The organism is Azospirillum oryzae (assembly GCF_008364795.1).
GTDB lineage: Bacteria > Pseudomonadota > Alphaproteobacteria > Azospirillales > Azospirillaceae > Azospirillum > Azospirillum oryzae.
Genome location: NZ_VTTM01000007.1, coordinates 138,877 through 164,397, shown reverse-complemented (window position 1 = coordinate 164,397; position 25,521 = coordinate 138,877). Strand labels below are relative to the sequence as shown.

The 25,521-nt window shown below is 67.6% G+C and carries 25 protein-coding genes; 17 read left to right on the top strand and 8 right to left on the bottom strand.

Going from position 1 to position 25,521, the window contains the following annotated elements; all coding sequences use genetic code 11:
- Window positions 1-17 precede the first annotated feature (17 nt).
- Window positions 18-1,325, bottom strand: coding sequence for an oxalate/formate MFS antiporter (oxlT, locus tag FZ938_RS19655; RefSeq protein ID WP_149200146.1), 1,308 nt, complete (start codon window positions 1,323-1,325; stop codon window positions 18-20).
- Window positions 1,326-1,698: 373 nt separating this feature from the next.
- On the opposite strand from oxlT (FZ938_RS19655), the gene FZ938_RS19650 reads away from it, so the two are divergent.
- Both FZ938_RS19650 and FZ938_RS19645 read left to right on the top strand, forming a co-directional pair.
- A complete protein-coding gene (locus FZ938_RS19650; RefSeq protein ID WP_149200145.1) occupies window positions 1,699-2,343 on the top strand; it encodes a thiamine phosphate synthase in 645 nt (214 codons plus the stop codon).
- A gap of 156 nt (window positions 2,344-2,499) precedes the next feature.
- Window positions 2,500-3,189, top strand: a complete 690-nt coding sequence (locus FZ938_RS19645; protein WP_149200144.1) for a GntR family transcriptional regulator — start codon at window positions 2,500-2,502, stop codon at window positions 3,187-3,189.
- Between the two features lie 32 nt (window positions 3,190-3,221).
- On the opposite strand, the gene pyk is transcribed toward FZ938_RS19645, so the two are convergent.
- Window positions 3,222-4,688 carry a pyruvate kinase gene (gene pyk / locus FZ938_RS19640; protein WP_149200143.1) on the bottom strand — a complete coding sequence of 489 codons (1,467 nt, stop codon included), beginning with the start codon at window positions 4,686-4,688 and terminating at the stop codon, window positions 3,222-3,224.
- A gap of 198 nt (window positions 4,689-4,886) precedes the next feature.
- Between pyk and FZ938_RS19635 the strand changes: the two genes are divergently transcribed.
- The 3 genes from FZ938_RS19635 to FZ938_RS19625 all read left to right on the top strand — a co-directional run bounded on the left by FZ938_RS19635 (window position 4,887) and on the right by FZ938_RS19625 (window position 8,108).
- A complete protein-coding gene (locus FZ938_RS19635; RefSeq protein WP_149200142.1) occupies window positions 4,887-5,672 on the top strand; it encodes an NUDIX hydrolase in 786 nt (261 codons plus the stop codon).
- Between the two features lie 142 nt (window positions 5,673-5,814).
- A complete protein-coding gene (locus FZ938_RS19630) occupies window positions 5,815-6,396 on the top strand; it encodes an NAD(P)-binding domain-containing protein (protein WP_149200141.1) in 582 nt (193 codons plus the stop codon).
- Window positions 6,393-8,108, top strand: a complete 1,716-nt coding sequence (locus FZ938_RS19625) for a pyruvate, phosphate dikinase (protein WP_149200140.1) — start codon at window positions 6,393-6,395, stop codon at window positions 8,106-8,108. The genes FZ938_RS19630 and FZ938_RS19625 overlap by 4 nt, the downstream gene beginning before the upstream one ends.
- A 21-nt stretch (window positions 8,109-8,129) precedes the next feature.
- On the opposite strand, the gene FZ938_RS19620 is transcribed toward FZ938_RS19625, so the two are convergent.
- Window positions 8,130-9,059, bottom strand: a complete 930-nt coding sequence (locus FZ938_RS19620; protein WP_149200139.1) for a histone deacetylase family protein — start codon at window positions 9,057-9,059, stop codon at window positions 8,130-8,132.
- Window positions 9,060-9,130: 71 nt separating this feature from the next.
- The gene (locus FZ938_RS19615; RefSeq protein ID WP_149200138.1) at window positions 9,131-9,589 is read right to left on the bottom strand and encodes a CBS domain-containing protein; all 459 of its coding nucleotides are present in this window, start codon (window positions 9,587-9,589) and stop codon (window positions 9,131-9,133) included.
- A gap of 394 nt (window positions 9,590-9,983) precedes the next feature.
- On the opposite strand from FZ938_RS19615, the gene FZ938_RS19610 reads away from it, so the two are divergent.
- The gene (locus FZ938_RS19610) at window positions 9,984-10,205 is read left to right on the top strand and encodes a hypothetical protein (protein WP_098737466.1); all 222 of its coding nucleotides are present in this window, start codon (window positions 9,984-9,986) and stop codon (window positions 10,203-10,205) included.
- 89 nt (window positions 10,206-10,294) lie between these two features.
- Here the strand turns inward: FZ938_RS19610 and FZ938_RS19605 are convergent, their stop codons facing one another.
- Complete coding sequence (locus FZ938_RS19605) at window positions 10,295-10,738, bottom strand: GNAT family N-acetyltransferase (RefSeq protein ID WP_149200137.1); 444 nt, start codon at window positions 10,736-10,738, stop codon at window positions 10,295-10,297.
- Between the two features lie 514 nt (window positions 10,739-11,252).
- Between FZ938_RS19605 and oxlT (FZ938_RS19600) the strand changes: the two genes are divergently transcribed.
- The 7 genes from oxlT (FZ938_RS19600) to FZ938_RS19570 all read left to right on the top strand — a co-directional run bounded on the left by oxlT (FZ938_RS19600) (window position 11,253) and on the right by FZ938_RS19570 (window position 18,531).
- Window positions 11,253-12,560: an oxalate/formate MFS antiporter gene (gene oxlT / locus FZ938_RS19600; protein ID WP_149200136.1), complete on the top strand. Its 1,308-nt coding sequence runs from the start codon at window positions 11,253-11,255 to the stop codon at window positions 12,558-12,560.
- Window positions 12,561-12,835: 275 nt separating this feature from the next.
- Window positions 12,836-13,579 (top strand): sulfite exporter TauE/SafE family protein, encoded by a 744-nt coding sequence (locus FZ938_RS19595; protein ID WP_149200135.1) that lies wholly within the window; start codon window positions 12,836-12,838, stop codon window positions 13,577-13,579.
- A 227-nt stretch (window positions 13,580-13,806) separates the two neighbouring features.
- Window positions 13,807-14,835: a 2-dehydropantoate 2-reductase gene (locus tag FZ938_RS19590; RefSeq protein WP_149200134.1), complete on the top strand. Its 1,029-nt coding sequence runs from the start codon at window positions 13,807-13,809 to the stop codon at window positions 14,833-14,835.
- Between the two features lie 77 nt (window positions 14,836-14,912).
- On the top strand, window positions 14,913-15,398 hold the full coding sequence (locus FZ938_RS19585) for a CBS domain-containing protein (protein ID WP_149200133.1): 486 nt from the start codon (window positions 14,913-14,915) through the stop codon (window positions 15,396-15,398).
- 131 nt (window positions 15,399-15,529) lie between these two features.
- Window positions 15,530-16,699, top strand: coding sequence for a Re/Si-specific NAD(P)(+) transhydrogenase subunit alpha (locus FZ938_RS19580; RefSeq protein ID WP_149200132.1), 1,170 nt, complete (start codon window positions 15,530-15,532; stop codon window positions 16,697-16,699).
- 13 nt (window positions 16,700-16,712) lie between these two features.
- A complete protein-coding gene (locus FZ938_RS19575; protein ID WP_149200131.1) occupies window positions 16,713-17,132 on the top strand; it encodes an NAD(P) transhydrogenase subunit alpha part 2 in 420 nt (139 codons plus the stop codon).
- Between the two features lie 4 nt (window positions 17,133-17,136).
- Window positions 17,137-18,531 (top strand): NAD(P)(+) transhydrogenase (Re/Si-specific) subunit beta, encoded by a 1,395-nt coding sequence (locus tag FZ938_RS19570; protein ID WP_149200130.1) that lies wholly within the window; start codon window positions 17,137-17,139, stop codon window positions 18,529-18,531.
- A 200-nt stretch (window positions 18,532-18,731) separates the two neighbouring features.
- Here FZ938_RS19570 and uraD read toward each other — a convergent pair whose 3' ends face one another.
- Together uraD and puuE are read right to left on the bottom strand one after the other, a co-directional pair.
- On the bottom strand, window positions 18,732-19,244 hold the full coding sequence (uraD, locus tag FZ938_RS19565) for a 2-oxo-4-hydroxy-4-carboxy-5-ureidoimidazoline decarboxylase (protein ID WP_149200129.1): 513 nt from the start codon (window positions 19,242-19,244) through the stop codon (window positions 18,732-18,734).
- Between the two features lie 8 nt (window positions 19,245-19,252).
- The gene (gene puuE / locus FZ938_RS19560; RefSeq protein WP_149200128.1) at window positions 19,253-20,170 is read right to left on the bottom strand and encodes an allantoinase PuuE; all 918 of its coding nucleotides are present in this window, start codon (window positions 20,168-20,170) and stop codon (window positions 19,253-19,255) included.
- A gap of 196 nt (window positions 20,171-20,366) precedes the next feature.
- Here puuE and uraH point away from each other — a divergent pair, with 196 nt between their 5' ends.
- The 4 genes from uraH (at window position 20,367) to FZ938_RS19540 (ending at window position 24,551) form a co-directional block, all read left to right on the top strand.
- Window positions 20,367-20,717, top strand: coding sequence for a hydroxyisourate hydrolase (uraH, locus tag FZ938_RS19555; RefSeq protein ID WP_149200127.1), 351 nt, complete (start codon window positions 20,367-20,369; stop codon window positions 20,715-20,717).
- Window positions 20,718-20,841: 124 nt separating this feature from the next.
- The gene (gcl, locus tag FZ938_RS19550) at window positions 20,842-22,611 is read left to right on the top strand and encodes a glyoxylate carboligase (protein ID WP_149200126.1); all 1,770 of its coding nucleotides are present in this window, start codon (window positions 20,842-20,844) and stop codon (window positions 22,609-22,611) included.
- 162 nt (window positions 22,612-22,773) lie between these two features.
- Window positions 22,774-23,694 carry a LysR family transcriptional regulator gene (locus FZ938_RS19545; protein WP_149200125.1) on the top strand — a complete coding sequence of 307 codons (921 nt, stop codon included), beginning with the start codon at window positions 22,774-22,776 and terminating at the stop codon, window positions 23,692-23,694.
- Window positions 23,695-23,807: 113 nt separating this feature from the next.
- Entirely contained in the window at window positions 23,808-24,551 is a 744-nt protein-coding gene (locus FZ938_RS19540) for an SDR family oxidoreductase (protein WP_149200124.1), read from the top strand.
- Here the strand turns inward: FZ938_RS19540 and FZ938_RS19535 are convergent.
- Window positions 24,432-25,520: an AraC family transcriptional regulator gene (locus FZ938_RS19535; protein ID WP_149200123.1), complete on the bottom strand. Its 1,089-nt coding sequence runs from the start codon at window positions 25,518-25,520 to the stop codon at window positions 24,432-24,434. The two genes, FZ938_RS19540 and FZ938_RS19535, sit on opposite strands and share 120 nt — an antisense overlap.
- Between the last annotated feature and the right edge of the window lies 1 nt (window position 25,521).

The following is a 25,521-nucleotide window of genomic DNA, read 5'->3' as shown; positions in this document are numbered from 1 at the left end:
GAGGTCATTGGACGAGGTCAGTCGGCCAGCCGGGTGGTCAGGCGCGGGGCGGTGCTGCTGGCCGCCGCGACATAGCGGGCGCGCAGCGGCTTCAGGACGAACAGGGCGAGGAAGGCGGCCAGCGCGTTGACGATGGCGACGCTGTAGAAGACGGTCTGCCAGCTGCCGGTCGCTTCCACCATCAGGTTGCCGACGGGGACCAGCAGGGCCGCCACGCCCTTGGCGGTGTAGAGCATGCCGGCGTTGGTCGCGGCGAAACGCGAGCCGAAGGTGTCGCCGCAGCAGGCCGGGAACAGGCTGAAGATCTCGCCCCAGGCGAAGAAGACCAGCCCGGTCAGGATGACGAACGCCACCGGATCGGCACCATAGGCGCTGAGCGCCATCACCCCGACCGCCTCGATGGTGAAGGCGATGAACATGGTGTTCTCGCGCCCGATATGGTCGGACACCCAGCCGAAGAAGGGCCGCGTGATGCCGTTCATCACCCGGTCGATGGACAGGGCGAAGGTCAGGGCCGGCAGGGTCAGGCCCAGGATGCTGACCGGCGCGTCGACCAGACCCATGTCGGCGGCGATGGGGCCGAGCTGGGCCGTCACCATCAGGCCGCCTGCGGCGACCATGGTGAACATGCCGTACATGATCCAGAAGACGGGGGTGCGCAGCATCTCCTGCGGGGCATAGTGGCGGCGCTGCGGGGCGGCCGTGCCGCGGCTCTGGCCGTATCCCATTTTCGGCGGGTCGGTCATGAAGCAGGCCAGCACCAGGATCACCAGCCCCTGGCCCAGCCCGAAGGTCATGAAGGTGGTCTCGAAGCCGGAGGTCTCGATCATGGTGGCGATCGGCACGACCGTCAGGGCGGAACCGGCACCGAAGCCGGCTGCGGTCAGGCCGGCGGCCAGCCCGCGGCGGTCGGGGAACCATTTCAGCGCATTGCCGACACAGGTGCCATAGACGCCGCCGGCGCCAATGCCCCCGATCACCGCCGCCAGATAGAGCAACGCCAGCGAATCCGCCACCGCGTTCAGCGCCCAGGACAGGGCGCACAGCGCGCCGCCCACCAGCACGACGATGCGCGGACCGAATTTGTCGACGAACCAGCCCTCCACCGGCACCAGCCAGGTTTCGGTGACGATGAAGATGGTGAAGGCCACCTGGATCGCCGTGCGGCCCCAGCCATGCTTGTCGTCGATCGGCTCGACGAACAGGGTCCAGCCATATTGCAGGTTGGCGATCATCGACATGCAGACGATGCCGATGGCCAGCTGCATCCAGCGCCCGCCCCAGGGTGCGACCCGGGCCGTTTTGCCGTGCGTCTCACGCACCATGTCCTTCCTCCCCAATGCACCCGACATGTTCTGAACGGCGTCTTCTGTTCGACATCTTCTATTCGGATGTCCGGACCTGTATTTTCGTCCCTGTTCTTGATTTCTGGTGTCCGGTCCGAAAAAGGCCGTGGGATGGAACCTCCCACCACCAACTTGTGGTTGCTGGCATGCCAAATGCCCCATGCCCGCCTTCACGATCATCAGTTTGACTGACTATGTCAATACGAACCATTTGCCGACGCAGTGACATGCATGCGAATTGTCCATGTGAATCCGCTGGAATTCCGCGATCCGGAAAAAGCGGCGGTTCGCGGCTGGCCGAAAGCACTACGTCATTGCGATAAAGCTCGGTCGAACAGGAGGAAGCCGTCCTATGCCGTTGCCCGACCCGCCGCTGCTGGTCATCACCGACCGCCGTCTGGCCGAGCGGCCGTTGCCGCAGGTGGCGGAACGCCTGTTCGCCTGCGGCGTGCGCTGGCTGTCGTTGCGGGACAAGGATCTGCCCGATGCCGAGCGGGTGGAGCTGGCTCGCGCATTGATGGTACGCGCCCGTCGGTGGGGGGCCTGCGTCACCCTGCATGGCGACCCGGCGCTGGCGGCGGCGGCCGGGGCGGATGGGGTGCATCTGCCGTCCGGCGGCGATCCGGCGGCGGCGCGTGCGCTGCTGGGGCCAGGGGCGCTGATCGGGGTGTCACTCCACGACTCGGACGGTGCCGAGGCGATGGAGCGGGGCGGGGGGCGGGCTGATTACGTGACGCTGTCGCCGATCTTCCCGTCCGCCAGCAAGCCGGGCTACGGACCCTGTCTGGGTGCGGCGGGGCTGCGGCGGTGGGTAGAACTGGGCGTGCCGGTGATCGGGCTGGGCGGCATCGACCACGCCGGCAGGGTGGCCGAATGCCGGGCTGCCGGGGCCGCGGGCGTGGCGGTGATGGGGCTGGCGATGCGCGACCCGCAAGCGCTGGCGCCGCTGCTGGCAGCGCTGGAGCCCAACAACGCAGCCTTGCCGTCCTCCGGTTGACCTCTGGCGCGTTCCACGCCGGTCGCCCTGGATATTTCAACGGCTTGCATGCATCTGGTATGTAGGATACGAAAATGCCGGAAGCCTAATGCGTAACCATGCTAGGGCTTACCGGGTGCGCCGCGACCGCCGGCGAGACATGAGGACATCCACTCCATGACCTTTCCCGCTCTCAACGTCCAGCCCCTCGACACCGGAACCACCTTCCGCAGTCAGGTCTACCACGCGCTGAAGCAGGCGATCACGGAGATGGACATCTACGACCATGACCGAGAGATCCGGCTGGACGAACGGCAGCTCAGCGACAAGCTCGGCGTCAGCCGCACCCCGATCCGCGAGGCGCTGACCCTGCTGGAGCAGGAGGGCTTCATCCGCCTGCAACCGCGCCGCGGCATCTTCGTCGTCCGCAAGACCAAGACCGAGATCATCGAGATGATCCAGGTCTGGGCGGCGCTGGAAAGCATGGCCGCCCGCATGGCCGCCGAACATGCCCCGGCGGAGGAGATCCACAAGCTGTGGGACCTGTTCGGCAGTTTCGAGCAGCGCAGCCCGAAGGACCATGTCAGCGAATATTCCGACGCCAACATCGCCTTCCACAAGAGCATCATCCAGCTGAGCGGGTCGAAGCTGATCCAGGACGTCACCGACAACCTGTTCATCCACATGCGGGCGATCCGCAAGCTGACCATCGGCCAGGAGGACCGGGCCGAACGCTCCATCCACGACCACCGCGCCATCATCAAGGCCCTGGAAGAGCGCAACGCCGACCTCGCCGAACGGCTGGTGCGCGAGCACACCATGGGTCTTGCCGCGCATGTGGAAAAGCATTGCGACTTCCTGGAGTGATCGCGCGGTCAGGGGGGCGTTAGCCCCCCACCTCAGACCGTCACCGCCTCTCTCTGCGCCGTCTCCACCTTCGGCGCGTCGTCGCCGTCGATGGTCACCACCCGCAAGGAATTCGTCTTGCCCGGCGTCCCGAACGGCACGCCCGCAGTGACCACCAGCGACTGGCCGGAGCTGCCGATGCCGGTTTCCGCCGCCGCGGTCAGCGCCCGCCCGACCATCTCCGAGAAATTCGCCACGTCGTCGGTCAGCACGGCATGGACACCCCAGGCCAGCGACAGCCGACGCGCCGTCGCGTGGTTGGCGCTGAGGCCGAGGATCGGCACACCCGGCCGTTCGCGCGACGCGCGCAGCGTGGTCGATCCGGTGGTGGTGTAGGTGACGATGGCGGCGGCGCTGATGGTTTCCGCCACCTGTCGCGCCGCGGCGGTCAGCGCGTCGGGGGCGGTCGCCTCCGGGTTGGGATGGTCGGCGTCCATGATGCGGCGATAGAGCGGGTCGCCCTCCACCCGCCTGACGATGCGCTCCATCATCGCCACCGCCTCGACCGGATAGCGGCCGGAGGCGGATTCGGCGCTCAGCATCACCGCGTCGGCCCCGTCATAGACGGCGTTGGCGACGTCGGAGGCCTCGGCGCGGGTCGGGGTCGGCTCCGACACCATGGATTCCAGCATCTGGGTGGCGACGATCACCGGCTTGCCCATGGCGCGGCTGAGCCGGATCATCTTCTTCTGCAGAGCCGGCACGTCTTCCGGCGGCAGTTCCACGCCCAGGTCGCCGCGCGCGACCATCACCGCGTCGGACAGCTCGATGATCCGGTCCAGCGTCGGCAGGGCGGCCGGCTTCTCGATCTTGGTCATCACATGGGCGCGGTTGCCGATCAGCTCGCGGGCCTCCAGGATGTCCTCCGGACGCTGGACGAAGCTGAGGCCGATCCAGTCCACCCCCAGGTCGAGACCGAAGGCGAGGTCGCTGCGGTCCTTCTCCGACAGGGCGCTCAGGGCCAGCGCCGCGCCCGGCACATTGACGCCCTTGCGGTCGGACAGGGTGCCGCCGGCCACAACCTCCGTCTCGGCGAAGTCGGCGCCGCAATCCAGCACGCGCAGCCGGATGCGCCCGTCGTTCAGCAGCAGGTCGAGGCCGGGTTCGAGGCTGGCGAATACCTCCGGGTGAGGCAGGCAGACACGGCGGCTGTCGCCCGCCGTGCGGTCGAGGTCCAGGCGGAAGCGGTCGCCGATGGCGAGATCCACCGGTCCGGACCCAAAGGTCCCAACCCGCAGCTTCGGCCCCTGGAGGTCGAGCAGGACGCCGATCGGCCGGCCCAGCGTCTTTTCGGCGGCGCGGATGCGGGCGTAACGCTCCGCATGTTCGGCCTGGGTGCCGTGGCTGGCGTTCAGACGGAAGACGTTCACGCCCGCCCGGGCCAGGGCCGTGATCTGGCTTTCCGACGAACTGGCGGGACCCAGCGTGGCGACGATCTTTGTGCTGCGGTGAAACGGCATGACGACAGCCTTCCTCCGCCCGGCCCTTTGTGAAAAGGGGCGGGTCTGGCGAATGATGGTGAGCGGGTGTGGTGTTGCCCGGATGCTGGAAGTCCTAGGCCGGACGGTCAAACGGCACCCGCCCCTTATTCCGCATCGTGAGAGTGGTTCTTCCCGCCGCGCATGGACAGCCGGACCGCCCGTCGGCGACAGTGGTGCATGTCCGAGACCGCCCCTCAGAACCCTGTTTCCCCCCATCCGGCCGCCACGCTGATCCTGCTGCGCGACGGCCCGGACGGGTTGGAACTGCTGGTGATGGAGCGTCATGCCGGCCTGCGTTTCGCCCCCGGCGCCACCGTCTTTCCCGGCGGCCGGCTGGAGGCGGCGGACCATCATCCGTTGTGGCGCGCCCGCTGGCCGGAGGGGGAGCCGCCCGCCGACCTCGCGCACCGCGTCGCGGCCCTGCGGGAATGCGTGGAGGAGTGCGGCATGCTGCCGACCCGCGATCCGCTTCCCTCCGCGGCGCTGGCGGACCTGCGCCGCGGGCTGGCGGCGGGGGAGGGCTTCGCTGCGGCGCTGGCGCGGGTCGGAGTCGCCCCCGCGCTCGACCGTTTGGCCGTGCTGGCCCGCTGGATCTCGCCCGAAATGCTGCCGCGCCGGTTCGACACCCTGTTCTTTCTCGCCCCGGCACCGGATGGGCAGGACCCGGTCTGCGACGGCGGGGAGGCGGTCGGCGTGCTGTGGGCCACCCCGCGCCGTCTGCTGGCGGAGGAGGAGGCCGGCCGGCGCCGGCTGGTCTTCGCCACCCGGATGACCCTGCTGCGGCTGGCGGACTGCGCCGACATGGCGGCGGCGATGGCCAGCGGGGCGGTGTCCGGCCAGGACTTGCCGACGCCGATCATGCCGCGGCTGGTGGAAACGGCGGCCGGGCCGGTGTTCCGGATCCCGGCCGGCTGCGGCTTTTTGCCACTGGAGACCTCCGCCGGAAATGTTAGGCTCGGGTAAGATTAGATAAGTCGAGGCGGGTTTCCGCGATGTGAAAATTGCGCGATCGTGCTATTGTGCGATGCGGGAAGCGCAATCAATCTCCACCCTGACGCTCGGCGCCGGATGACGGCGGTCGAAGCGGAGGCTGGAGGATCGCAGGATGGATGTCGGGTTCATCGGAGACGGGATGATGGCCGAAGCGATCATGGACAGGCTGCGGGAGGCCGGGCACCGGCTGCACCGCCACCCCCATGGCCGCGGCGACTTCCGCCACCGGGCCGGCAGGTGCGACGTGGTGATGATGCTGTTGCCCGATGCGCCCGCGGTCGAGTCCGCCCTGTTCGCCGAGGACGGCTTTGCCGCCGCCCTTTCGCCGGGCGCGCTGGTGATCGACCTGTCGGTCCTGCCGCCGGCGGAGGCTTCGGCCAACGCTTCCCGGCTCGCCGATCTGGGCGTCCCGCTGGTCGATGCGCCGGCAGGTGCCGGTCCCGTCATCGATCTCGGCGGCAGCGACGCGGCCTGTGCGCGGGCCGAACCACTGCTGCGGCTGTTTACCGATGGCGTCGTCCGTGCCGGCGGTCCCGGTTCGGGGCAGCGGGTGCGTCTGATCCGCATGTCGGACGGGAAGCCGTCGGGCATGAAAATGACGGACAGGAACATCGACGATCCGGATGGACTGCACCGGCTGCTGCGTCTGATGGCCTTCGACGGGCCGGCTGAATCCAGGTTGGGCACATCATGAACACCTCCACCGCTCCCGACATCGCCCCGATGCGCCGCCCGGCCGCCAGCCTCTTTGCGACCGCACATGACATGATCGTCCCTTTCGGGGCCGGTCTTGCCGTCGGCCTGGTCTCCGGGCGGGCCGATGTGGAGCGGCTGGGCAACAAGGGCGCGCGTCTGGTGGAGATGGCGGCGCTGGGGATTCCGGTGCCGCCGGGCTTCGTCATCGCTGCGGAGGCCGGGCACGGGCTGGGCGCGGATGATGCGCTGCCGGCGGGACTGCTGAAGCGGATCGACGACGCCGTCCTGGCGCTGGAGCGGCAGGCGGGCGGACGTTTCGGGGACGGCGACCGGCCGCTTCTGCTGTCGGTCCGCTCGGGCGCTGCGGTGTCGATGCCCGGCATGATGGACAGCATCCTGAATCTCGGTCTCAACGACAGAACCGTGCAGGGGCTGGCTTCTTCGTCGGGCGATGCCCGCTTCGCCTATGACTGCTATCGCCGGCTGGTCCAGTGCTTCGGCTGCGTGGTGATGGGGGTGCCTGGCCACCGGTTCGAAGCGCTGCTGGACGAATACAAGGAGGAGCGCGGGCTTCAGCGCGACGGCGAGCTGACGGCGGAGGACTGGCGCAGCCTGATGCCGCGCTTCCTGCGGCTGGTGGAGACGCGCTGCGGCCGTCCCTTTCCGCAGGATCCGGCCGAACAGCTGCGTCTGGCGGTGGCGGCGGTCTTCCGTTCCTGGATGAACCCGCGGGCGGTCGCCTTCCGCGCCCTGCACGATGTTCCGGAGGATCTGGGGACGGCGGTGACGGTGCAGGCGATGGTGTTCGGCAACCGCGGGCCGGAGTCCGGCACCGGCGTTCTGTTCACCCGCGATCCCTCCACCGGCGCGCCCGGCCTGTGCGGCGAATTCCTGGCCGATGCCCAGGGCGAGGACGTCGTGTCCGGCACCTGCGATCCCGACCCGCTGAGCGCCAGCCAGCCCAACCCCGACCGCTCCATGGAGCGCCGCATGCCGGCGGTCCATGCCGAGCTTTGCCGGGTGGCCGAGCGGCTGGAGCAGGCCTTCGGCGACATGCAGGACATCGAGTTCACCGTGGACGGCGGGCGCCTGTTCATCCTGCAGTCGCGCAGCGGCAAGCGGTCCTCCGAAGCGGCCGTCCGCATCGCCGTCGACATGGCGGAGGAGGGGATCATCAGCCGCGACGAGGCGGTGCGCCGCGTCGATCCGCAGGCGCTCGATGAGCTGCTGCGCCCGACCCTGACGCCCGAAGCGCTGGCCGCCGCCATCGCAACCGGGCTTCCCGCCTCGCCCGGCGCGGCGACCGGCCGGGCCGCCTTCACCACCGAGGACGCGCTGCGGCTGGCGCGCGGTGGGGCGCCGGTGATCCTGTGCCGGCCGGAAACCTCGCCGGAGGACATCCACGGCATGCAGGCCGCCGTCGGCATCGTCACCGCCCGCGGCGGCTTCACCAGCCACGCCGCCACCGTCGCCCGCGGCATGGGCCGCCCCTGCGTCTGCGGCGCCCGCGGGCTGCGCATCGACCTGGAAGAGGGGGTGATGCGGGCCGGCGAGGTGACGGTCCGCACCGGCGACCTGCTGACCATCGACGGCAGCAACGGCGCCGTCGTGCTGGGGACCGCCGCCCTGCAGCGGCCGGCGCCGGACGGTGCGACCGCCCGGCTGCTGGACTGGGCGCGGGAGTACGGGGTGGGGCTGGCGGCGGACTGAGGAAAGGCGGGCAGGCGGGCGTTATGCCCGCATCAGCGCCGTCAGATGCGCCGCGCAGCCTTCCGCCAGTCCGGTCGCGTCATAGCCGCCTTCCAGCGCCGAAACCACCCGGCCGCCGCAGACACGGTCGGCAAGTTCGACCAGCTTGCGCGTGACCCATTCGAAATCCTCGGCGGTGAAGCCGAGCTGGGCGAGCGGGTCGCGCTTGTGAGCATCGAAGCCGGCGGAGATCATCAGCAATTCCGGCTGGAACGCCTCCAGCGCCGGCAGGATGGCGCGCTCCACTGCCTGGCGGAACTCGACGGAGCCGCTGTAGGGCTCCAGCGGCAGGTTCAGGATGTTGCCGTTGACGCCGCGCTCCCACGAATTGCCGGTGCCGGGATAAAGCGGCGACTGGTGGGTGGAGGCGAAGAACAGGTCGGGGTCGTCGGCGAACATCGCCTGGGTGCCGTTGCCGTGATGCACGTCGAAATCGACCACGGCGACGCGGGTCAGCCCGTGCACCTTGCGGGCATGCTCCGCCCCGATGGCGATGTTGTTGAAGACGCAGAAGCCCATGGCACGGGCCGGTTCGGCATGGTGGCCGCAGGGGCGCACCGCGCAGAAGGCGTTGGTCGCCTCGCCGGCCAGCACCGCGTCCACCGCGGCGCAGACCGATCCGGCCGCGCGCAGGATCGCGCCGCGCGACCCCGGCGACAGCAGCGTGTCGCCGTCCAGCCGCCGATAACCGTCGGCCGGCACCGCGGCGAGCACGGCATCGACATAGCTGCGGTCATGCACGCGCGAAAGCTGCTCCACATCGGCCTCGGGGGCCGACCGGCGCTCCAGGTCACGGAACTCCGGCCGGTCCAGCACTTGCCACACCACGGCCAGCCGTTCCGGCGCCTCCGGATGACCGGGGCCGGTGTCATGCGCGAAGCAGTCGGGATGGGTGAAGATCAGGGTGGTCATGGGGCGGCCTCTCCCATAGGAAAGGCGCCGCCGGACAGGATGTGCCGGCGGCGCCATGTTCGGGGAATGGTTCAGTGGGTGTAGCTGGTGGTGGCCGGCGGCGGCTCCGCGACCGAGGCGACGGTGCCTTCAAGCTCCTGCAAATGCAGACGGGTGAAGTCGCGCGCGCTGACGACGCCGACCAGATGGCCGTCCTCCAGGACCGGAAGATGGCGGATGTGGTGCTTGTCCATCAGTTGCAACGCCTGCTGGACGCTGTCGGACGGGGTGCAGGTCACCGGCTGGCGCGTCATCAGCTGCGACACTGGCATGGACAGCAGCGAACCGCCGCGCTCCAGCAGGGCATGGACGACGTCGCGCTCCGACAGGACGCCGGCAAGCGTGTTGCCTTCGGTGCGGCAGACATCCTTGACGATCAGGGCGCTGATGTTCTCCGCCTTCATCAGCTTGACGGCCTCGGCGACCGTCGCGCTGGTCCGCACGGCGACGACGCGGGATTCCTTGGTGCGCAGGATATGTTCGACCTTCATGGCGTGACTCCTGATCGGCTGGCGGCTGGCAGGAAAACCGTCTGTCGGGCGGCTCCCCTCGGGGCGGCAGGGCGCCCGGCCGGGCGTCGTGCTATGAATATGGTATGCCAGATACAGTACGCCAAGCAAACAATTTCGGCGTCGGCCTATGCGATGGTGCAGCGCATTCGGAATCGCTTTGTCGGAACCGTAATGCGAAAGCACAAGAGGCAAAATGTTTGACATGCGGTATGTTTGTTATGCACACGAAACACCGGAGGCATGCGGTATGCGCATGTCCGGCATCGTGTACCTTGTATACCAAAAAACTTGAACCGCATGCTGCGGCGCGTCATAACGGAATGGTCACGCCGAAGCCGACCAAACAAAAAAGCACCCCCGAGACACTGGAGCGATGAACATGTTGGAAATGCTGGTTCTGGCGCTTGTGCTGTCCGTCTTCGGCGGCACGGTCCATTACATCCTGTCGATGCAGATCGCCAACGCGGGCAAGTCGCAGCGCGATTTCTCCTCCGCGCCGCTTCGCCTCGCCAACCCGACCGAAGCCGATCTCAAGGAGCCGGAAGACGAACTGCCGCCGGGTCCGGCCTGGGCAAGCTTCCCCCGCGCCTTCTGAGCTGCGGTTCCCCACCTGACAGATCGTAAGAAAGACGGCCCTTCCAGGCCGTCTTTTTCGTTTCGACTCCAGTCCGGCATGCAGTCCGCTCAGGCGAGCGGCAGCACCAGCTGGAAGCTTTTGATGGTCATCCGCTTGCGGTGATAGAAGCGGTGGGCCTCGCCACGCTGGATGCCGGAGATGATCTCCATCTGGGCGCAGCCACGCGCCCGCGCCTCGCCGGCCAGCCAGTCGAACAGCTTGTCACCCAGCCCGTAGGACCGCTTGGCGGAGCTGGTGACCAGATCCTCCACATACATATAGCGACCGCGTGACAGTGTCTCGTGGACGCGGAAGCCGCCGCAGCCGGCGATCTCGCCGTCCAGCCGCAGAAGGGCGAGGTTATAGCCGTCATCCATCTGGCGGCGAATCTGCGCCCGGTAGGCCTCGGGGTCGGTCATGTGGGTCCGCAGCTCCTTCATGATCGGGTAGCTGGCGGCGATATCGGCATCGTCACGCGCCACGACGATCTCGATGTTCTGCTGCTGGTCCATGGCGGTCGACTCCTTATCAATATGGGTTCTGCCGGGAAGGGCGTCAGCGCCGGCGGCGGAGACCATGCCGGCCGGCGGTTGCCGGGCCGAACTGTGCCGTCGGAGCTGGCATACCATATGCCAATAGATTGTCCGGCCAAAAGCTGCGCCGCCCCGCTTTCCGCGTGCCGGAAAATCGAAACGCGACTCTCGCCCCCGGCGCCTGGACGAATGCAGCCTGCGGAAACAGTTCGCCCAACCCACTAATCGCTTGTCAGGTGTCCGGCATCTGGTATACCATATTGATAATTCCAGATCGGATCAGGACTGCACCGGTCTGGCGGGAGGCGAAAACCCGTCACCCAAGCAGCGCAGCGCCCCGAGGCCGCATCCTCGCCGCGCTGCCAAGCAAAAGCGAACAACAGCGTCAAATCTCTGAAAGCATCTAAGAAGACGCTCAAAGTAAAAGCCTAAGCATCAAAACAGAAGCGACGCCCGAATCGGCAGAGAACCGCTTCCTAGGAGGAGATAGAAGATGCAGCATACGAATTCGGAGGCGCAGGGAGCACCGCTCGGCGGCCGCTGGATGCAGTTGGTTATCGGCGTGATCTGCATGTCGATGATCGCGAACCTGCAATATGGCTGGACGCTGTTCGTCAACCCCATCGATGAAAAGTACCATTGGGGCCGTGCCGCCATTCAGGTCGCCTTCACCATTTTCGTCGTGACCGAAACCTGGCTGGTGCCGGTCGAAGGCTGGTTCGTCGACAAGTTCGGTCCCCGCATCGTCGTCGTGGTCGGCGGCATTCTTTGCGCGCTGGCCTGGGTCATCAACTCGTTCGCCGACTCGCTGGCGCTGCTCTATATCGGCGCGGCGGTGGGCGGCGTCGGTGCCGGCGCCGTGTACGGCACCTGCGTCGGCAACGCGCTGAAGTGGTTCCCGGATCGCCGCGGTCTGGCCGCCGGCTTGACGGCTGCCGGTTTCGGCGCCGGTTCCGCCGTGACGGTCGTGCCGATCGCCAACATGATCCAGACGTCCGGCTTCCAGCAGACCTTCCTGGTGTTCGGTCTCGGCCAGGGCCTGATCGTCTTCGCGCTGGCCTGGTTCCTGAAGGAAGCCGACCCGGCCCTGCTGCCGAAGGGCAAGAGCAACGTCTCGCAGAGCCGTCGCAACTACACCCCGCAGGAGACGCTGAAGTCGCCGGTCTTCTGGGTGATGTACCTGATGTTCGTCATGGTCGCCGCCGGCGGTCTGATGGCCACCGCCCAGCTCGGCCCGATCGCCAAGGACTTCCACCTCGACGGCGCCCCCGTCAGCATCATGGGCCTGACCCTGCCGGCGCTGACCTTCGCTCTCACCATCGACCGCGTGCTGAACGGCGTGACCCGTCCCTTCTTCGGCTGGGTGTCCGACCATATCGGCCGTGAGAACACGATGTTCGTCGCCTTCGCCATCGAAGCGGTCGGCATCCTGGCGCTGAACCAGTGGGGCCACAACCCGGTCGCCTTCGTCGTCCTGACCGGTCTGGTGTTCTTCGCCTGGGGCGAAATCTACAGCCTGTTCCCGTCCTGCTGCGCTGACAGCTTCGGGTCGAAGTTCGCCACCACCAACGCCGGGCTGCTCTACACCGCCAAGGGCACTGCCTCTCTGGTCGTTCCCTTCGCCAACGTCATAGTGGCCTCTAGCGGGTCGTGGCAGACGGTGTTCTTCTTCGCCGCCGCGGTCAACGCCATCGCCGCCTTCATGGCCCTGTTCGTCCTGAAGCCGATGCGTGCCCGTCAGATCGCCGAGGACACCGTCCAGCCGGTCAGCGGCAAGCTGGTGACCGAAGGCGCCGACTGAAAGGGAAAGGGAGTTCCCGCCGACCGGGGGGCCGGCCGGGACTCCGGATAAAGGGCGGTGCATATCACCGCCGAACGACAAGACAAGCCGGCACCGGGACCACCGCATTGGTCCCGGTGTCGGTTTGTCGCGTTTTGGGAGGCCGCTTCATGAACCGCATCGGAGGGTGAGCGTCACAAATCACGCATCCCGGCAAAGCCCGCTTCAAAGGCTGATATTCTGTATACAGAATACGATTCGCATCGTCAACACCGATCGAAAGGGGTGGATCGATCATGCTGGGTATCGTCGTCCTGATGCTGGCGGCCTTTTCCTCGGGCGCGCTGAATGCCGTTGCCGGCGGCGGCGCCTTCATCACTTTTCCGGCTTTGCTGTTCGCCGGGGTGGCGCCGGTCGCCGCCAACGCCTCCAGCACGGTGGCGCTGTTTCCCGGACAGGCTGCCAGCAGCTGGGCCTACCGGCGGGAGATCGCGGCGGGCGGGCAGGTGAATGTTCCGGTCTTCGCCGCGCTCAGCCTCGTCGGCGGACTGATCGGCGCGCTGCTTCTGCTGCTGACGCCGAATGCGGTGTTCGCGCGCTTCGTGCCGTGGCTGCTGCTGTTCGCGACAGCCGTCTTCGCCATCGGCGCCTATGCGCCGGGCATCGTGTCCAGGCTGCGGCTTGGCGGGCGCAGCGTGCTGGTGGTGCAGTTCCTGATCTCCATCTATGGCGGCTATTTCGGCGGCGGCATCGGCTTCCTGATGCTGGCTGCGCTGACCTTGTTCGGGCTGCGCGACATCCACGCCATGAACGGGCTGCGGCTGTTGCTGGCGATGCTGATGAACGCCGCAGCCGTCGGGACCTTCATCGTCGCCGGAGCGGTGTCCTGGCCGGAAACGCTGGCGATGGCGGTCGCGGCAATGGCTGGCGGCTATGCAGGCGCGATGGGAGCCAAGCGGGTCGATCCGAAGCTGCTGAAAACGCTGGTGGTCATCATCGGAACAGCGTTGACCCTCTACTTCTTTGCGAAGGGAGCCTGATTCGGTCGGGTAGGCATCCGATTCCGCAATCTTCGACCGTGCCCCCACATTCCGCATTGACATACGGTATGTGGTATACCAAACTCCAAACACAGTTTGCGCGACAGACTGTTGGATGCCGCTGCAAAGCAACCGGTCCGCCGATGGATGCGGCCGGTGTGGGCAGGCTGGCGTCGTCCAGCCCCACAGCATTCAAAAAGTGAAATCGGGGGAGAGGGGAATCCGGCATGAAGATCTGCATCTACGGATCCGGGGCCATCGGCGGCTATCTCGGCGTGCGCCTGCACCAGGCGGGTGCCGAAGTCAGTCTGGTGGCGCGCGGTGCGCATCTGGCGGCGATGCGCGAGAACGGCGTCACCTTGCTGATGGGGGAGGAGAAGACCGTCGTCCACCCCCGTTGCACCGACAACCCGGCCGAACTCGGCCCGCAAGACTATGTGATCATCGCGCTGAAGGCCCACTCCGTCCCCGGTGTCGTGCCCGCGATGCAACCGCTGCTCGGTGACGACACCGCCGTCGTCACCGCGGTCAACGGCATTCCCTATTGGTATTTCCACGGCACCGGCGGCGAGTTCGACGGCCGCACCCTGGAGACGGTGGATCCGGGTGGGGTCCAGTGGAACGGCCTGGGGCCGCAGCGCGCCATCGGCTGCGTCGTCTATCCGGCGACCGAGGTGGTGGAGCCCGGCGTCATCCAGCATGTCTACGGCGACAAGTTCTCGCTCGGCGAACCCGACGGGTCGAAGTCGGAGCGCATCGTCGCCCTGTCCAAGGCGATGGAGGCCGGCGGCCTGCGCGCCCCCGTGCTCGACCGCATCCGCGACGAGATCTGGCTGAAGCTGTGGGGCAACCTGTGCTTCAACCCGATCAGCGCGCTGACCCACGGCACGCTGGAAGGCATCTGCGGCGATCCGGACACCCGCGCCGTCGCCAAGGCGATGATGCTGGAGGCCAAGGACATCGGCGACAAGCTGGGCGTCCATTTCCGCGTCGATGTGGAGCGCCGCATCAACGGCGCCGCCGCGGTGGGCGCGCACAAGACCTCGATGCTGCAGGATCTGGAGCGCGGCCGGCCGATGGAGATCGATCCGCTGCTGTCGGTGGTGCAGGAGATGGGCCGCATGGTGGGCGTGCCGACACCGACCATCGACGTGGTGCTGGCGCTGGTGAAGCAGCGGGGCGAGAACGCCGGCTGCTACAGCCGGCCGCAGCCCGCGGCTCCCGCTGCCGCACCGGAAGCGGTCGCGGCCCAGTAAGCAAAGCAGGTGGCGCGGCCGGCGCCCAGCCCGAAGGGACCATGGGGCCGGCCGCATCGAACAGGGGGAGGAGCGTCATGAAGGTCGAGGACATTCTCCGCAAGAAGGGCACGCGCATCGGCATGGTGCGCATCAATGAAACGGTCGCCACCGCGCTGCGCCTGATGAAGGCGGAGAACACCGGCGCGCTGGTGGTCAAGGACGTCTGCCGCACCGAAGGCAATACGGTGGTCGGCGTCATTTCCGAACGCGACGTGGTCCGCGCGCTGGTCGACCGCGGGCCGGGCATCCTGGATCAGGCGGTATCGGCGCTGATGACGCGCGATCCCTATTGCTGCAGCCCGTCGGACACGGTGCGTCACGTGCTGAGCCTGATGGACGAGCACGGCATCCGCCATGTCCCGGTGCTGGAGGGCACGACCCTGGTCGGCGTCGTCAGCGTCCGCGACCTGATCCGCCGCCAGTTGGAAGAGCTGCCGGTGGACAATCTGCCGGCTGTCGAACTGCCCATCGCGGCCTCGGCCGCCGAAAGCTGGGACTTCCCGGTCGTCGCCAACCAGTGACCGGTACCGGTGGGGCCGGCGCAGATCGGTTGCCGGCCCACCTGCCTTTGCCGCTTCGGCGCTAGCCCGCCCTGATCCGGAAGCGGGTGGATTTTGCCCGCCGCCATGGCCGGCCTTCGAAAGCAAACGACATGAAGATCGCGATACCCAGGGAGCGCCGCCCGGGCGAGCGCCGCGTCGCCGCGTCTCCCGAAACCATCAAGAAATTCAAAGCCCTTGGACTGGACGTGGTGGTGGAGAGCGGGGCCGGTCTCGGCTCCAGCATCACCGACGCGGCCTATGAGGCGGCCGGTGCCGCGATTGCCGCCGACGAGGCGTCGGCGCTGGCCGATGCCGACATCGTGCTGAAGGTGCAGCGCCCGCTGATCGCCGGTGAGGGCGATGTGGACGAGCTGGCGCTGATGGCCAAGGGCGCGCTGCTGTTCGCCATCCTCAACCCCCACAACAGCCGCGACCATGTGAAGGCCTATGCCGATGCCGGCGTGAATGCCTTCGCCATGGAATTCATGCCGCGCATCACTCGCGCCCAGGTCATGGACGTGCTGTCCTCCCAGGCCAACCTCGCCGGCTACAAGGCCGTGGTGGATGCCGCCAGCGAGTATGGCCGCGCCTTCCCGATGATGATGACCGCCGCCGGCACCGTGCCGCCGGCCCGCGCCTTCATCATGGGCGTCGGCGTCGCCGGTCTGCAGGCCATCGCCACCGCCAAGCGGCTCGGCGCCATCGTCTCGGCCACCGACGTGCGCCCGGCGGTGAAGGAGCAGGTGCAGTCGCTGGGCGGCAGCTTCGTCGCCGTCGAGAACGACGAGTTCAAACAGGCGGAGACCGCCGGCGGCTATGCCAAGGAGATGTCGGACGATTACAAGCGCCAGCAGGCCGCCTTGGTCGCCGAGCACATCAAGAAGCAGGACATCGTCATCACCACGGCGCTGATCCCCGGCCGCAAGGCGCCGATCCTGGTGACGGCGGAGCATGTGGCGTCGATGAAGCCGGGCTCGGTCATCATCGATCTGGCGGTGGAGCAGGGCGGCAACGTCGAGGGCGCCAAGCTGGGCGAGGTGGTGACCACGGCCAACGGCGTGAAGATCGTCGGCCATGCCAACTACGCCAGCCGCATCGCCGAGAGCGCCTCGCTCCTGTACTCCAAGAACCTGCTGGCGCTGTTGACGTCGCTGCACGGGAAAGAGACCGGCGTGGCCGTCAACTGGGACGACGAGATCGTCAAGGCCATCGCGCTGACCCGCGACGGCGCCATCGTGCATCCTGCCTTCGCGGACGCCCGCGAAGCGCAACCCGCGTGAGGAGGCGGATCCCATGGAACACCCGGATCCCGCAAGCAACATCGCCGCTTTCCGTGAAACGCTGGCGAACCTGAGCAATCAGGTCGATATGCTGGCCGCCCAGGTCGCGCACAGTGCGCAGCCCGTCACCGAGGCCGCCGGCGGCCATGGCAGCTTCTTCGTCACCGGCCTGACGGTGCTCGTTCTGGCCTGCTTCGTCGGCTATTACGTCGTCTGGCGCGTCACCCCGGCCCTGCATTCGCCGCTGATGGCCGTCACCAACGCCGTGTCGTCGGTCATCATCGTCGGCGCCCTGATCGCCGCCGGACCCGCGGGGTTCGACTTCTCGAAGGTCCTGGGCTTCCTCGCCGTCATCCTGGCGTCCGTCAACATCTTCGGCGGCTTCCTCGTGACCCAGCGCATGCTCTCCATGTTCAAGAAGAAGGGCAAGTAAGACCATGGAAACCTTGTCGGCCCTTCTCTATCTCGTCGCCTCTATCTGCTTCATCATGGCGCTGCGCGGGCTGTCCAGCCCGGAGACCTCGCGCCAGGGCAACATCTACGGCATGGTCGGCATGACCATCGCCATCCTGACCACGCTGGCCTCGCCCATCGTGCAGTCCTATTGGATGATCGTGCTCGGCATCGCCATCGGCGGCGCCATCGGCTACGTCGTCGCCAAGAAGATCGAGATGACGGCGCTGCCGCAGCTGGTCGCCGCCTTCCACTCGCTGGTCGGTCTGGCCGCCGTCTTCGTGGCGCTGGCCGCCTTCTACTCGCCGGAGGCCTATGGCATCGGCGTTCGTGGCGCCATCGCCAAGGGCTCGCTGATCGAGATGGCGCTCGGCACCGCCATCGGTGCGATCACCTTCACCGGCTCGCTGGTCGCCTTCGCCAAGCTGCAGGGTCTGGTCACCGGCAAGCCGCTGGTCTTCCCGATGCAGCATCCGCTGAATGCGGCGCTGGGCGTGCTGACCGTCATCCTGATCGGCTGGCTGGTGCAGTCGAACGCCGATGCGGCGCTCTGGCTGATCGTGGCGGTATCGCTCGCTCTCGGTTTCCTGCTGATCCTGCCGATCGGCGGCGCCGACATGCCGGTGGTCATCTCGATGCTGAACAGCTACTCCGGTTGGGCGGCCTGCGGCATCGGCTTCACCCTGCAGAACAACCTGCTGATCATCACCGGTGCGCTGGTGGGGTCCTCGGGTGCGATCCTGTCCTACATCATGTGCAAGGGCATGAACCGCTCGATCTTCAACGTCATCCTCGGCGGCTTCGGCGGCGAGAGCGCCGCTGCCGGCGGTCCCGCCAAGGGTCCGCAGGGTTCGGTCAAGGCCGGCTCGGCCGAGGACGCCGCCTACATCATGAAGAACGCCCAGTCGGTGATCGTGGTGCCGGGCTACGGCATGGCGGTTGCCCAGGCCCAACATGCCTTGCGCGAGATGGCCGACAGCCTGAAGCACGAGGGCGTGGATGTGAAGTACGCCATCCACCCGGTGGCGGGCCGCATGCCCGGTCACATGAACGTGCTGCTGGCTGAGGCCAACGTGCCGTATGACGAGGTGTTCGAGCTGGAGGACATCAACCGCGACTTCGGCACGGCGGATGTGGCCTTCGTCATCGGCGCCAATGACGTGACCAACCCGGCCGCCAAGACCGATCCGACGAGCGCCATCTACGGCATGCCGATCCTGGACGTGGAGAAGGCCAAGACGGTGTTCTTCATCAAGCGCGGCATGGCTGCCGGTTACGCCGGCGTCGAGAACGAACTGTTCTTCCGCCCGAATACGATGATGCTGTTCGGCGACGCCAAGAAGGTCACCGAAGAGGTCGTCAAGGCGATGGAAGCGTAACGGGGGGTTCTTACGGAAAAAGCGCGCCGCTCCGGATGGGGCGGCGCGCTTTCTTTTTTGGTGAAATATCGGCTTCGAGTGCCCCCTCCCTAACCCTCCCCCGCCATTGGCGGTGGAGGGGACTGCCGCCGCTTCGCGTAAGGCACCCTCTCCCGCGGAACGCGGGGGAGGGTTGGGGAGGGGGCAATCGTCAGCCGACGCTATCCCACCACCAGATCGTCCAGCCGGAACCCCGCGATCCTGTAGATCTCCTCCAGCGCCCGGCCGAACTCCACCTCAGGCTCGTTCGCCACGCGCCCGCGCATCGCCGCCAGGATCTCCTGCTTGCTGCTGAAGCGCACCGCCATGATGAAGGGGAAGCCGAAGCGCTCGCGATAGGCGCGGTTCAACTCGCGCTGTTCCTGCGCTTCGGCTTCCGTCAACTCGTTCAGGCCGGCCTTCGCCTGTTCGGTCTGCGAAAAGGCGGTCAGGTTGGCGGCGCGGGTCGCGCGGTCGGCAAGGTCGGGGTGGGCGAGGATCAGCGCGCGCTGCCGCTCCGTCCCGGCGTTCCGGACGATGTCGGTCATCGTCGCACGCAAGCTGTCCGCATCGGCGAAGGGGCGTTTGTCCCAGGCGGCTTCGGCCACCCAGGGGCTGTCCTCGAACACCGCGCCCAGCGCCGCGACGAAGGCGGCGCGGTCCATCCGGTTCAGATCGTCCAGGCTGTAGGGCATCGAGGGCCTCACTTCGCGATGTAGGGATGTTCGGCGATCCAGTGGCGGGCGATGTCGAGCCGGGTCGCCACCCATGCCTTGTCGTGACTGCGCACATAGTCGAGGAAGCGCGCCAGCGCGGCGGCGCGGCCGGGGCGCCCGACCAGACGGCAGTGCAGGCCGATGGACATCATCTTCGGCGCCGTCTCGCCCTCCGCATAGAGAGTGTCGAAGCTGTCCTTCAGATAGGCGAAGAACTGGTCGCCGCTGTTGAAGCCCTGGTTGGTCGCGAAACGCATGTCGTTGGCGTCGAGCGTGTAGGGCACGATCAACTGCGGCCGGCCATGGCTGTCGTCCCAATAGGGCAGGTCGTCGGCGTAGGAATCGGCGTTGTAGACAAAGCCGCCCTCCTCCGCGACCAGCCGCCAGGTGTTCGGGCTGCACCGACCCAGATACCAGCCGAGCGGCCGCTCGCCGGTCACGCGGGTGTGGACCTCGATGGCGCGCAGCATATGCTCGCGCTCCACCTCGGGCGGCAGATGCTGATAGTCGATCCAGCGCCAGCCATGGGTCGCGATCTCCCAGCCGGCGGCCTTCATCGCGGCGACCACCTCCGGATTGCGCTCCAGCGCCATGGCGACGCCATAGACGGTGACCGGCAGGTTGCGCTCGGTGAACATCCGATGCAGCCGCCAGAAACCGGCGCGCGAACCGTATTCGTAGATCGACTCCATGTTCATGTGGCGGGCGCCGGGGATCGGCTGGGCGCCGACGATCTCCGACAGGAAGGCCTCCGACGCGGCGTCGCCATGGAGGACGCAATTCTCGCCGCCCTCCTCGTAATTGACGACGAACTGCACCGCCACCCGGGCGCCGCCCGGCCAATTGGCCTGCGGCGGGGTGGCGCCATAGCCGATCATGTCGCGGGGGTAGGCGGTCTCGGTCATCGTCGTCTCGCTCTTACGCTGCGGTCGAAGCGGGGACTACGCTAAGCCATTGGCGGCAGGGGGTTCAATCGGCAGTTTGGGCGGCGGATTGGGCGCGGGACCGAAGACAGTTTCCGGATTTCGGAGGGTGGGCAGGGGAAGGAGGTTGGGCTTAAGCTGCGGCATCCAAAGATGCATCGTCCGGGAGACCGCACCCATGGGCCGCCTGACCACCCACGTCCTCGACATCGCCGCGGGCCGTCCGGCGCCGGGCATGCGCATTCGCTTGACGGCGCTGGATACCGGCGCCGTTCTCGGCGAGTTCGCAACGAACGCCGACGGCCGGCTCGATGCCCCGGCGCTCCAGGGCGGGGATTTCAAACCCGGACGCTATGAATTGCTGTTCATGGCCGGCGAATATTTCCGCCGCATCGGCGCCATCTCCGGCGACGGCCCGGACTTCATCGACGAGGTGCCGCTGCGCTTCGGCATCAAGGATGCCGCCCAGCACTACCATGTGCCGCTGCTGGTTTCGCCCTGGGCCTATTCCACATATCGCGGCAGCTGACGCCCTCTGCCCCCTTCGCGCCGCTTTCCAGCCTGTGGAAAAGGCAACCCATTGATTTGCCGCACCCACCATCCGCGCGCTTAGCTGTCCTCAGGAATAATCGCGTTTGGTGAGGAGTCGAGCGATGGCGAGAATGACGGCGGCGGAAGCGGCGGTGCGGGTGCTGGAGCGGGAGGGCATCGACGTCTGCTTCGGCGTCCCCGGCGCCGCGATCAACCCCTTCTACGCGGCGATGCAGCGGCGCGGCACGATGCGCCATGTGCTGGCCCGCCATGTGGAGGGCGCCTCGCACATGGCCGAGGGCTACACACGGGCAAATGCCGGCAACATCGGCGTGTGCATCGGCACCTCCGGCCCGGCCGGCACCGATATGATCACCGGCCTCTATTCGGCGATCGCGGACTCGATCCCGATCCTGTGCATCACCGGACAGGCGCCGCGCGCGCGCCTGCACAAGGAGGATTTCCAGGCCATCAACGTGCCGGACATCGCCCGGCCGGTGACGAAATGGGCGCTGACCGTTCTGGAGCCGGCCCAGGTGCCCTACGTCTTCCAGCAGGCCTTCCACCTGATGCGCAGCGGCCGGCCCGGCCCGGTGCTGATCGACCTGCCGATCGACGTGCAGATGGCGGAGATCGAGTTCGACGACGAGGCCTACGAGCCGCTGCCGGTCTACAAGCCGGCCGCCACGCGCCAGCAGGTTGAAAAGGCGCTGGCGATGTTCGCGGCGGCGGAGCGTCCGCTGGTGGTGGCCGGCGGCGGCATCATCAATGCCGATGCGTCGACCAAGCTGGTGGAGTTCGCCGAGCTGCTGGGCGTGCCGGTGATCCCGACGCTGATGGGCTGGGGCACCATCCCCGACGACCATCCGCTGATGGCCGGCATGGTGGGGCTGCAGACCGCCCACCGCTACGGCAACGCGACGATGCTGAAGTCCGACTTCGTGCTGGGCATCGGCAACCGCTGGGCCAACCGCCACACCGGCTCGGTCGAGGTCTACACCAAGGGCCGCAAGTTCGTGCATGTCGACATCGAGCCGACCCAGATCGGCCGGGTGTTCATGCCGGATCTCGGCATCGTCTCGGACGCCGGCGCCGCGCTGGACATGTTCATCGCGGTGGCGAAGGAGTGGAAGGCCGCCGGCAAGTTCAAGGACCTCGGCGCCTGGGTCAAGGACTGCCAGGGCCGCAAGCGGTCGATGCACCGCCGCAGCGACTTCGATCAGGTGCCGATGAAGCCGCAGCGCGTCTATCAGGAGATGAACAGCGCCTTCGGCCAGGACACCACCTACGTCACCACCATCGGCCTGTCGCAGATCGCCGGCGCGCAGTTCCTGCACGTCTACAAGCCGCGCCACTGGATCAACTGCGGCCAAGCCGGCCCGCTGGGCTGGACCCTGCCGGCGGCGCTCGGCGTCCGGGTGGCCGATCCGAAGCGGCGCATCGTCGCCCTGTCCGGCGACTACGACTTCCAGTTCATGATCGAGGAGCTGGCGGTCGGCGCCCAGCACAAGCTGCCCTACATCCATGTGCTGGTGAACAACGCCTATCTCGGCCTGATCCGGCAGGCGCAGCGTGCCTTCCAGATGGACTTCCAGGTGCAGCTGTCCTTCGAGAACATCAACGCGCCGGAGATCGGCGTCTATGGCGTCGACCATGTCGCGGTGGCCGAAGGGCTGGGCTGCAAGGCGATCCGCGTCACCGAACCCGACCGCATCCAGGACGCCTTCGTCCAGGCCCAGGCCTGGATGGACGAGTATCAGGTGCCGGTCGTCGTCGAGCTGGTGCTGGAACGGGTGACCAACATCTCCATGGGCACCGACATCGACAACGTCACCGAGTTCGAGGAGACGCTGGACCTGCCGGTGGAGGAGAGCGAGACCGTTCTGGTCTGACGATCCTATCCGTCTGACGAAAGCCGCCGGGGTGCTGACGCGCTTCGGCGGCTTTCTTTTTTGACGGATTTGCTGCATCGCGCAAATTCCTTCGCCGCGGAGTGCGTGCTAGCGTTCCTGCCGTCCCGTAACTCATCGGTCCAGCAGGGAGTCCGAGCGAGCATGGCGTTGCTTGAGAACATGCGCATCTTCGTCCGCGTCGTCGAACTGGGCAGCCTGTCGGCCGCCGGACGGAACCTGCGCATGTCGCCGGCCATGGTCAGCCACCGCATCCAACAGTTGGAAACCCATCTCGGTGTCCGGCTGCTGAACCGCACGACGCGGCAGTTGCAGGCGACCGAGACAGGCATGGACTTCTACCAGAGCTGCCTTGAGGTGCTGGAGGCGGTGGAGCGTGCGCACAGCAGCATCGCCGCCGGGTCCGGCGTGCCGTCGGGCAGCGTGCGGGTGACGGCGCCGCTGGGTTTCGGCCGCCGCATCCTGTCGCCGCTGGTGCCGGACTTCTGCGCCACCCACCCGCTGGTGGAGGTGCGGCTGCGCCTGTCCGATCATCTGCTGGACCTGCTGCGCGAGGCGGTGGACGTGGCGGTGCGGATGGCGGCGCTGAAGGATTCCAGCTTCGTCGTGCGCAAGATCGCGGACGTGCGGCGCGTGCTGGTGGCCGCCCCCTCCTACCTGTCGGAGCGCGGGGTGCCTTCGATGCCGGCGGACCTGTCCGGCCACAACTGCCTGCTTCTGCGCTTCCCCGGCACGCAGCAATATCAATGGAGCGTGCTGGCGAACGGCGAGCCGGTGAAGCTGCCGGTGTCGGGCCGCTTCGACGCCGATGACGGCGACGTGCTGACCGGCTGGGCGCTGGACGGCCGCGGCATCGCCATGAAGCCGCTGTGGGAGGTGGCCGACCACCTCGCCAGCGGCGCCCTGGTCCCGGTGCTGCCGGACTTCCCGCCGGAAGCGGTGACGCTGGCCGTGCTCTATCCCCACCGCGCGCTGGTGCCGGCCAAGGTGAGGGCCTTCGCCGACCACATGGTGCCGAAGATCAAGGCGGCGCTGACGGCGATCTCGCCCGATACGATCATATAGGGCGGTGAGTACGGTCATTTCCTGAACGATCGCGCAGATCTTGCGAACGCCAGCGCATTCAGCGTTCGGCGCCCGGCGTCTATCGTTTCCGTCCCCTACAACGGAGACGACTCATGAACACCTCGACACCCACTCCGAAGGTCGTGGCGATCACCGGTGCCAGCAGCGGTATCGGCGAGGCGACGGCCCTGCGTCTGGCCGCGTCCGGCGCGAAGCTCGTCCTCGGCGCCCGCCGGGCGGACCGGCTGGAAGCGCTGGCTCGACGCATCGCGCAGGCCGGCGGCGAAACGGTCTTCCTGCCGACCGATGTCCGTCGGCGCAATGACCTGACCGCTCTGGTCGGGCTGGCGTGCGAGCGGTTCGGACGGCTCGATGTCCTCATCAACAATGCCGGGATCGGTCCGATCTCGCCGCTCGACGAGCTGCGGGTCGAGGATTGGGAAGACATGGTCGACGTCAACATCAAGGGCGTGCTCTACGGCATCGCCGCGGCGCTGCCGGTCTTCCGCGCCCAGGGAAGCGGCCATTTCGTCACCACGGCATCGACCGCCGCGCACCGCACGGTGCCGACCATGGCCGTCTATGCCGGAACGAAGGTCGCCGTCCGTACCATCTGCGAAGGGCTGCGCCAGGAGGCCGGCGAGACCCTGCGGGTGACGGTCGTGTCGCCGGGCTTCGTTCGCACGGACTTTATCGACGGCATCAACAATGCGGAGGTGCGGGCGCGGGTTGCCGCATCACGCGACACGCTTGGGATTCCGGCGGACGCCGTCGCCCGTGCCATCGCTTTTGCCATCGACCAGCCTGCCGATGTCGACATCAACGAGATCATCGTGCGCCCCACCGCGCAGGCCTGATCGCCGCGCCGAAGGCCCGGTTGCCGCATGCCGGTTGCGGTAGAGGCTCGGCGCCATCCCGAAGGTCCGCTTGAAGGCATTGCTGAAAGCGCTTTCCGACATGTAGCCGAGCGAGAGCGCCAGGGCCGACACCGGCGTCGTGCCGCAGCACAGCTCCCGTTCGGCCAGCCGCATGCGCCAGTTCAGCAGATAGGTGAGCGGTCCGACGCCGGCTGCCGCCTTGAAGCGTACGGCGAACACCGTCCGCGACATGCCCGACGCCCGCGCCAGTTCCCCAAGCTGCCAGGGGCGACCGGGGTCGCCGTGCATCAGCCGCAGGGCGGGAACGAGGCGCGGGTCGCGCAACGCGCCGGCCCAACCGTGACCGAGCGGACCGGATGTGGCGAGATGGGCGCGGATGATCTGGACGAACAGCATCTGCGCCAACTGCGCGGCTACCAGCGTGGTGCCCGGCCGTCCTCCGGCCAATTCCACCCCGAGCTGGTCGAGCAGCCAGCGCATGGCCGGCGCCTCCGGCGCTCCCGACCGCACATGGATCAGCGGCGGCAACACGTCGCGGAGCAGGTGGCCACGGATTGGATCGAGCGTGACATGCCCGCCGACCGCCAGGAACTCCGCGCCGTTGCCGACCGTCACCCGGTCACCCTGTGCCGGATCGCCGGCCGCCGCGGCGAAGGCGACGGCGCCGTCCACCGCCGGCAGGTCAAGGTCGCTGCCGAGCCGAAAGGGCCGCTCCGCGCCCAGCATGACCACATCGCCGGTGTCGAGGTGCCGCGGCTCATCGATCCCGTCCACGGCCAGCCAGCCGTTGCCCGTCATGATGGCGATGAACTTGATCATCCCCGGCGGCGGAAAGCGCAACGCCCAGTTCCCGCCAGCCTCCAGCCGGCCGGACACGGCGCAGCGGCTGCCCGCCAGCGTCAGGATGTCCGAGAGTGGATCGCCGTCCGCAAAAGGGCGGACCTCCACC